The following is a 9,727-nucleotide window of genomic DNA, read 5'->3' as shown; positions in this document are numbered from 1 at the left end:
GTGAAGAGCACCTGGAAGAGCGGCGTGTGGCCCAGGCTGCGCTCCACGTCCAGCTCGTCCACCAGCCGCTCGAACGGCACCTCCTGGTGCGCGTACGCGCCCAGCGCCGTCTCGCGCACCCGGCCCAGCAGCTCGCGCACGCTGGGGTCGCCCGACAGGTCGATCCGCAGCGCCAGCGTGTTCAGGAAGAAGCCGATCAGGTCCTCGGTCTCGCCGCGCGAGCGGTTCGCGATGGGAGTGCCCACCACCACGTCCGGCTGGCCCGCGTAGCGCGAGAGCAGCGCCGCCACGCCCGCGAACAGCGTCATGAACAGCGTCGCCCCCTCGCGCCGCGACAGCTCGCGCAGCGCGCGCGACACCTCGTCGGGGAGCGTGAACGACGCGCTCCCGCCCCGCGGGTCCGCCACCGCCGGGCGCGGGCGGTCGGTGGGCAGCTCCAGCACCGCGGGCGCCCCCGCCAGCCGCTCCTTCCAGTAGCCGAGCTGGCGGTCCAGCACCTCGCCTTCCAGCCAGCGCCGCTGCCACACCGCGTAGTCCGCGTACTGCACCGGCAGCTCGGGGAGATGCGCATCTTCGCCGCGCACCCGGGCCCCGTACAGCGCCGTCACCTCGCGCTGCAGGATCTCCATCGACCAGGCGTCGCTGGCAATGTGGTGCATGGTGAAGAGCAGCACCGACTCTTCCGCTCCCACCCGCAGCAGCGTGCCGCGCAGGACCGGCCCCCGCGCCAGGTCGAAGGGCCGCGCCGCCTCCTCGCGCGCCAGCCGCCCGGCCAGCGCTTCCCGCGCCGCCTCGTCCAGGGCGGAGAGGTCCACCACCGGCAGCCGCACGGGCACCGGCGCGTGGACCACCTGCACGGGCTCGCCGTCCGCGCCGGCGCCGAAGGTGGTGCGCAGCACCTCGTGGCGCCGCACCACCTCCGTGAGCGCCCACGCCAGCCCGGCCGCGTCCAGCTCGCCCGCGAGCCGGAGCGCCACCGGGACGTTGTAGACCGCGCTCCCCGGCTCCAGCCGGTCCAGGAACCACAGCCGCTGCTGCGCGAACGAGAGCGGCAGCTCGCCGCCGCGCGGCACGGGGACGACCGGCGGCGCCTCCACCCCCGCTCCGCCCCGCTGCAGCTCCTCGACGCGGCCCGCCAGCGCGCGGATCGTCTGCGCCTCGAAGACGGCGCGCAGCGGCAGCTCCACCCCGAGCGCCCCGCGCACGCGCGAGACCACGCGGGTCGCGATCAGCGAGTGGCCGCCGAGCTCGAAGAAGTTGTCCTCGGCCCCGACCCGCTCCACGCCCAGCACCACGCTCCAGATCCCCGCCAGCACCTCTTCGGCGGCCGTGCGCGGCGCCACGTACGCCCCGGCGCGGGCGGCGCCGCGGGCGGGCGCCGGCAGCGCCCGCCGGTCCACCTTGCCGTTGGGCGTCAGCGGCAGCGCCTCCAGCGCCACCAGCGCGCCCGGCACCATGTAGTCGGGGAGCCGCTCCGCGAGGTGCGCCCGGAGCGCGGCCGGATCGGGCTTCGCCCCGCCCTCGCCCACCACGTACGCCACCAGCCACTTCGTCCCGGGCACGTCTTCGCGGGCGGCCACGACGGCTTCGCGCACCGCCGGGTGCTCCAGCAGCACGCTCTCGACCTCCCCCGGCTCGATGCGGTAGCCCCGCACCTTCACCTGCTCGTCGATCCGGCCCAGGAACTCCAGCTGCCCGTCCGCGCGCCAGCGCACCCGGTCTCCCGACCGGTACAGCCGGGCCCCGGGCCCGGCGCCGAAGGGATCGGGGACGAAGCGCTCCGCCGTCAGCGCCGGACGGCCCAGGTAGCCGCGCGCCACTCCCTCGCCGCCGATGAAGAGCTCACCCGCCACTCCCGCCGGCACCGGCCGCATCCCCGCGTCGACCACGTACAGCCGCGCGCCCGCCAGCGGGCGGCCGATCGGCGGGACCGGGTCCGCGGGCGTGCACTCGGCGCAGCTCGCGCGCACCGTGGCCTCGGTGGGGCCGTAGACGTTGAAGAACCGCCGGCCGGGCGCCCACCTCGCCACCAGCTCGCCCGGGCACGCCTCGCCCCCGACGATCACCGTCCGGAGCTCCGGCAGCTCGGCCGCGGGCACGGCCGCCAGGGCCGAGGGGGTGAACTTCGCGTTGGTGATCCGCCGCTCCGCCAGCAGCCGCGCCAGCGGGGGGCCGGGCAGGAGCGCGTCGGCCGCCTCCACGCACAGGCACGAGCCCGTGCAGAGCGCGGTGAAGATCTCCGCCACCGAGGTGTCGAAGCCGAGCGGCGCGAACTGCAGCACCCGCTCCCCGGGCCCGAAGCCCAGCTTCTCCGCCTGCGCCATCACCAGCCTGGCCGCCGCGCGGTGGGGCACCATCACGCCCTTGGGCCGGCCCGTGGTCCCCGAGGTGTAGATCACGTACGCCAGGTTCGCCGGCGCCGCGGCCGGGGCGGGCGCGTCCGTCTCGAACGAGTCCGCCTCGAACGAGTCCGCTTCGCCCGGCTCGTCCGCGTCAAGGCAGAGCACCGCCCCGCCCGCGGCCGCGAGCACGCCGTCCAGCCGGTCCCGCAGCGCGCGCTGGGTCACCAGGACGCGGGCGCCCGAGTCCTCCAGCATGTAGCGCAGCCGGTCCGGGGGATACGACGGATCGAGCGGCAGGTACGCGCCGCCCGCCTTCAGCACCCCCAGCAGCGCCGCCGGGAGCTCCAGCGACCGCTCCACGCACAGCGCCACGACCGTGTCCGGGCCCACCCCCATCCCGCGGAGCCTCCGCGCCAGCCGGCCGGCCCGCGCGTCCAGCCCGGCGTAGGTCAGCGCCTCGCCCGCGAACTCGACGGCCGGCGCCGCGGGCGTGGCCGCCGCCTGCGCCTCGAACAGCGCGTGGAGGGTGCGCTCGGGGAGCTCCGCGTCCGCCGCGTTCCACTCCTCCAGCACCCGCCGCCGCTCGGCTTCGTCCAGCAGGTCGATCTCCGACAGCCGGACGTCGGGGTCGGCCGCCGCCCGCTCCAGCAGGCGCACCAGGCGCTCCACCAGCCGCCCGGCCGTGGACGGGTCGAACAGCTCCGTCCGGTACTCCAGGGAGCCCACCAGCTGCTCGCCGGCGTCGCCCATCCTCAGGGTGAGGTCGAACTTCGCCGTCCCGCTGGCGGAGGCGGCGGCGTCGATCTCCGTCCCGCCCAGCCGCAGCCCCTCGTCGTCCGCGCGCGCCGCCTGCTCGAGCGTGAAGAGCACCTGGAAGAGCGGCGTGTGCGAGAGGCTGCGCTCCGCCGCCAGCTCGTCCACCAGCCGCTCGAAGGGGACGTCCTGGTGCGCCTGCGCCTCCAGCACGCCCTCGCGCACCCGCCCCACCACCTCCCGGAACGCCGGATCGCCCTCCAGCCCGGTGCGGATCACCAGCGTGTTGACGAAGAAGCCGATCAGGTTCTCCGTCTCCAGCCGCGTGCGCCCGGCGATCGGGGTCCCCACCACCACGTCCTCGCCCGCGCCGTGGCGGCCGAGGAGCGCCTGCCACGCGGCCAGCAGCGTCATGAAGAGCGTGGCGCCCTCGCGGCGGGAGAGCTCCCGCAGGCCCTGCGACAGCTCCGGCGAGAGCGCGAAGCCGTGGCTCGCGCCGCGCCGGCTCGCCACCGCCGGGCGCGGACGGTCGGCGGGCAGCTCCAGCACGGCCGGCGCCCCGTCCAGCCGCCGGCGCCAGTACGCCACCTGGCGGTCCAGCACCTCGCCCTCCAGCCACCGCCGCTGCCACACCGCGTAGTCCGCGTACTGCACCGGCAGGTCGGGGAGGCGGGCGTCTTCCCCGCGCAGGTAGGCGTCGTAGAGCGCCGTCACCTCGCGCTGCAGGATCTCCATCGACCAGCCGTCGCTGGCGATGTGGTGCATGGTGAAGAGCACCACCGACTCCGCGTCGCCGAGGCGAAGGAGGGTGCAGCGCAGCACCGGCCCGCGCGCCAGGTCGAAGGGACGCGCCGCCTCCTCGTTCTCCAGGCGCTCGACGAGCGCTTCCCGCTCCGCCGCGCCGACCCCGGAGAGGTCCACCACGGGCAGCCGCACCGGCGCCGGCGCGTGGACCACCTGCACCGCCTCCCCGTCGGCGCCGGCGCCGAAGGTGGTGCGCAGCACCTCGTGGCGCCGCACCACCTCCGTGAGCGCCCACGCCAGCCCGGCGGCGTCCAGCCCGCCCCGCAGGCGCAGGGCGACCGGGAGGTTATACGCCGCGCTCCCCGGCTCCAGCCGGTCGATGAACCACAGCCGCTGCTGCGCGAACGAGAGCGGCAGCTCGCCGCCGCGCGGCACGGGGACGACCGGCGGCGCCTCGGGCGTCGCCCCGCCGCTCCGGAGCGCCTCGACGCGCCCGGCCAGCGCGCGCACCGTCTGCGCCTCGAAGACCGCGCGCAGCGGCAGCTCCACCCCGAACGCCTGGCGCACCCGCGAGACCATGCGGGTGGCCACCAGCGAGTGGCCGCCCAGCGCGAAGAAGTTGTCCTCCACCCCGGCCCGCTCCAGCCCCAGCAGCTCGCTCCAGATCTCCGCCAGCACCTCCTCGGCGGTCGTGCGGGGCGCGGCGTACGACCCGGCGCGGGCCGCCTCGCGCGTGGGGGCCGGCAGCGCCCGCCGGTCGACCTTCCCGTTCGGGCTGAGCGGCAGCGCGTCCAGCGGCACGATGGCGCCCGGCACCATGTACTCGGGGAGCCGCGCCGCGAGGTGCGCCCTGAGCGCCTGCGCGCCCGGCCACGCGTCGGCCACCACGTAGGCGGCCAGCCACTTCTCCCCGGTCCCGTCCTCGCGCGCCACCGCCACCGCCGCCCGCACCGCCGGATGCTCCAGGAGCACGCTCTCGATCTCGCCCAGCTCGATGCGGAAGCCGCGCACCTTCACCTGGAAGTCGATGCGCCCCAGGTACTCCAGCTCGCCCGTGGAGAGCCAGCGCGCGCGGTCGCCCGTGCGGTACAGCCGCGCCCCCGGCGAGTACGGGTCCGGCACGAACGTCCCGGCCGTGAGCGCCGGCCGCCCCAGGTAGCCGCGCCCCACCTGCACGCCGCCGATGAAGAGCTCGCCCGGCACCCCCTGCGGCTGCGGGCGGCCCGCCGGGTCCAGCACGTACATCCGCGTGTTCGCCACCGGGCGGCCGATCGGCACCGCGCCGCCGCCGCGGGCGCACGCGTGGTACGTCACCTCGATGGCCGCCTCGGTGGGGCCGTACAGGTTGTGCAGCTCCACGCCGGGGAACGCCTCCATCGTCCGCTCCACCAGGTCCCGCCCGAGCGCCTCGCCGCTGCAGAACACCCTCCGCACGCTCCCGCAGCGTGCCGGGTCGCCGGCCTCCAGGAAGGCCCGCAGCATCGGGGGGACGAAGTGCACCACCGTCACCCCCTCGCGCTCGATCACCTCCGTCAGGTACGCCGGGTCGCGGTGCCCCTCGGGGCGCGCCAGCACCAGCCGCGCGCCCACGATCAGCGGCCAGAAGAGCTCCCACCCCGACACGTCGAAGGTGACCGGCGTCTTCTGCAGCACCGCGTCGTCCGCGCCCAGCCCGTACTCCTCCTGTCCCCAGCGCAGCCGGTTGACGATGCCGTGGTGCGCGTTCATCGCGCCCTTGGGCCGGCCCGTCGAGCCCGAGGTGTAGATCACGTACGCCAGGTGGTCCGGCGTCACCCCCACCTCCGGCGCGCTCTCCGGCTCCCCGGCGACCTCGCCCCAGTCGGTGTCCAGGCGGAGCGTCCGCGCGGCGAGCGGCGGCAGGCGGTCCAGGTGCCTGTCCAGCGTGAGCACGACGGGAACGCCGGAATCCTCCAGCATGTAGGCGAGGCGCTCCGCCGGGTTCGCGGGATCGACGGGCACGTAGGCGCCGCCGGCCTTGAGGACGCCCAGCAGCGCGATCACCAGCTCCGGCGAGCGCTCGGCGCACACGCCGACGCGCACCTCGGGCCCGACCCCGTGGCGCCGCAGGTGGTGCGCGAGCTGGTTGGCGCGCGCGTCCAGCTCCGCGTACGTCAGCCGCCCGCCCGCGAAGACGAGGGCGACCGCGGCGGGCGTGCGCGCCGCCTGCGCCGCGAACAGCGCGTGCAGGCACACGTCGGCGCCGAGGTCCCGCCGCGTCGCGTTCCACTCCTCGACCACCCGCGCCCGCCCGGCCTCGTCCAGCAGGTCGATCTCCGACAGGCGGGCGTCGGGGTCGGCCGCCGCCCGTTCCAGCAGGCGCACCAGGTGGCCGGTCATCCGCTCGGCCGTGGCGGCGTCGAACAGCTCGGCGCGGTAGGCGAGCGCACCCGCGACCTGCTCGCCGAGGTCGCTCATCCCCAGCGTGAGGTCGAACTTCACCGTCCCGCTGTCGGAGGGGGGCGGGGCGGCGTCCGCCTCGCCCAGCCGCGGCCCGCCGCCCTCGCCGAGCGTCTGCTGCGCGAAGGTGAAGAGCACCTGGAAGAGCGGCGTGTGCGAGAGGCTGCGCTCCACGTCCAGCTCGTCGACCAGCCGCTCGAAGGGGACGTCCTGGTGCGCCTGCGCCTCCAGCACGCCCTCGCGCACGCGCGCCAGCACCTCGCGGAAGGTGGGGTCGCCCTCCAGCCGCGTCCGGACGACGAGCGTGTTGACGAAGAAGCCGATCAGCCCCTCCGTCTCCAGCCGCGTGCGCCCGGCCACCGGCGTGCCCACCACCACGTCGGCCTGCCCGCCGTAGCGCCCCAGCAGCGCCTGCCACGCGGCCAGCAGCGTCATGTAGAGCGTGGCGCCCTCGCGCCGGCCGAGCTCGCGCAGCGCGCGCGACAGCTCCGGCGAGAGCGCGAAGCCGCGGCTCGCGCCGCGCGCGTCCGCCACCGCGGGACGCGGGCGGTCGACGGGCAGCTCCAGCACGGCGGGCGCCCCGGCCAGCCGCCGCCGCCAGTACGCCACCTGGCGGTCCAGCACCTCGCCCTCCAGCCACCGCCGCTGCCACACCGCGTAGTCCGCGTACTGCACCGGCAGGTCGGGGAGGCGAGCGTCTTCCCCGCGCAGGTAAGCGCCGTAGAGCGCCGTCACCTCGCGCTGCAGGATCTCCATCGACCAGCCGTCGCTGGCGATGTGGTGCATGGTGAAGAGCAGCACCGAATCCGCGTCGCCGAGACGCAGCAGCGTGCAGCGCAGCACCGGCCCGCGCGCCAGGTCGAAGGGACGCGCCGCCTCCTCGTTCGCCAGCCGCGCGACGACGCTCTCGCGCTCCGCCGCGTCCACCGCGGAGAGGTCCACCACCGGGAGCCGCACCGGCGCGGGCGCGTGGATCACCTGCACCGGCTCGCCGTCCGCGCCCATGCCGAAGGTGGTGCGCAGCACCTCGTGGCGCCGCGCCACCTCCGTGAACGCCCACGCCAGCCCGGCGGCGTCCACCCCGCCCCCGAGCCGCAGCGCCACCGAGAGGTTGTAGGCCGCGCTCCCCGGCTCCAGCTGGTCGATGAACCACAGCCGCTGCTGCGCGAAGGAGAGCGGCAGCTCGCCGTCGCGCGGCACGGGCACCACCGGCGGCGCGTCCAGCGCCGCCCCGCCGCTCCGGAGCGCCTCCACGCGTGCGGCGAGCGCGCGCACCGTCTGCGCCTCGAAGACCGCGCGCAGCGGCAGCTCCACCCCGAACGCGCCGCGCACCCGCGAGACCATGCGGGTGGCCGACAGCGAGTGCCCGCCCAGCTCGAAGAAGTTGTCCTCCACCCCCACCCGCTCCACGCCGAGCACCGCGCTCCAGATCTCCGCCAGCACCTCCTCGGCGGCCGTGCGCGGGGCCACGTACGCCCGGGCCTCCTCCTCGTGCGCCTCGGGGGCCGGGAGCGCCCTGCGGTCCACCTTGCGCGTGGGCGTGAGCGGCAGCGCCTCCAGCGCCACGAACGCGGAGGGGACCAGGTACTCCGGCACCCGCTCGCGCAGCCAGCCCCGCAGCTCGCCCGCGGAGGGCGGCGCATCGGCGGACGGCACCAGGTACGCCACCAGCCGCTTCTCGCCGGGACGGTCCTCGCGCGCCGTCACCACCACCTCGCGCACGCCGGGGTGGCGGCCGAGCAGCGACTCCACCTCGCCGGGCTCCACGCGGAAGCCGCGGATCTTCACCTGGTGGTCGGCGCGGCCCAGGTACTCGATCTCCCCGTCCACCCGCCAGCGGGCCAGGTCTCCCGTGCGGTAGAGGCGCGCGCCGGGCGCGGCGGCCAGCGGGTCGGGGACGAAGCGCTCCGCCGTCAGCGCCGGCCGGTTCAGGTACCCCCGCGCCAGGGCGACGCCGCCGATGTAGAGCTCGCCGGGGACGCCGATCGGCACCGGCTTGAGCGCTGCATCCAGCAGGTAGATTCGAGTATTGGAGATCGGCCGGCCGATCGGCGGATGGCTGGGCCAGGACGCGGGGTCCCCCGCCAGCGTGTGCGCGGTGACGACGTGCGTCTCGGAGGGGCCGTAGTGGTTGTGCAGCCGGCGCCCGGGGAGCGCCTGGAAGAGGCGGACGACGGCGGGGGTGACGTGCAGCTGCTCGCCGGCCACCATCACCTCGCGCAGCGACGGCAGGGACTGCCCGCGCGCCTCCGCCTCCTCGGCCGCCTGCTGCAGCATGACGACGGGGAACATCGCCTGCTCGATCCCGGCGCTCTCCAGCACCCGCGCGAGCGCGACGGCGTCCTTCTGCTCGTCCTCGGTGATCAGGAAGACCGCCCCGCCCGTGCTCCACGCGGAGAACATGTCCTCGAAGTGCACGTCGAAGCTGAGCGAGGCGAACTGCAGCGTCCGCGCGCCGCCCGGGAGCGCGCCGCGCAGCCACTCGACCAGGTTCACCAGCGCCGCCTGCGGCAGGGCCACTCCCTTCGGCCGCCCGGTGGAGCCGGAGGTGTAGATCACGTACCCCAGGTTCTCCGGATGCACCTCCACCCGCGGCGGCTCCGCCGGCTGGCGTCCGATCTCGTCCGCCACCCGGTCCAGGAGCACGGCTTCCGCGCCGTGCGGGGGGAGCTGCCCGGCCAGGCGCGAGTCCGTCAGCAGCACCGCCGCGGCGGAGTCCTCCAGCATGTACGCCAGCCGCTCGGCCGGGTACGCCGGGTCCAGCGGGACGTACGCCCCGCCCGCCTTGAGGACGGCCAGGGTGGAGACCACCATCTCCACCCCGCGCTCCAGGCAGATCCCCACCCGCACGTCGGGAGCGACGCCCAGCCCGCGCAGGTGGCGGGCGAGCCGGTTCGCCCGCGCGTCCAGCTCCGCGTAGGTGAGCGTCTCGCCTGCGCGGGAGACGAGCGCCGCGGCGTCGGGCGTGCGCGCGGCCTGCGCCTCGAAGAGCTCGTACACGGCGCCGGCCGGCACCGCGGCCGCGGTCGCGTTCCACTCTTCCACCACCAGCCGCCGCTCGGCCGCGGGGAGCAGCTCCAGCTCGGAGAGCCGCCGCTCCGGGCCGGACGCCATCTCGCCCAGCAGCACCCGCAGGTGGCCCAGCATCCGCTCGACGGTGGCCGGCTCGAACAGCCCGGCGCGGTACTCCAGCCTGCCGAAGAGGAGCCCCCCGTCGTCGACCATCCCCAGGTCCAGGTCGAACTTGGCCGTCCCGCTCGCCGTGGCCAGCTGCTCCATCCGCGGCCCGCCCGGCGAGGGCGGTCCGTCGCCCCGCCCGTCCTCGGTCTGGAGGGTGAAGAGCACCTGGAAGAGCGGCGTGTGGCCCAGGCTGCGCTCCACGTCCAGCTCGTCCACCAGCCGCTCGAACGGCACCTCCTGGTGCGCGTACGCGCCCAGCGCCGTCTCGCGCACCCGGCCCAGCAGCTCGC

Annotated in this window: 1 protein-coding gene; it reads right to left on the bottom strand. The window is 76.2% G+C overall.

Annotated elements, in window-relative coordinates:
• Positions 1–9,727, bottom strand: a 9,727-nt coding sequence (locus VF746_27315; GenBank protein ID HEX8696157.1) for an amino acid adenylation domain-containing protein, incomplete at both ends; no start/stop codon positions are given.

The organism is Longimicrobium sp. (assembly GCA_036389795.1).
GTDB lineage: Bacteria > Gemmatimonadota > Gemmatimonadetes > Longimicrobiales > Longimicrobiaceae > Longimicrobium.
This window is presented reverse-complemented; position numbering and strand designations above follow the sequence as displayed.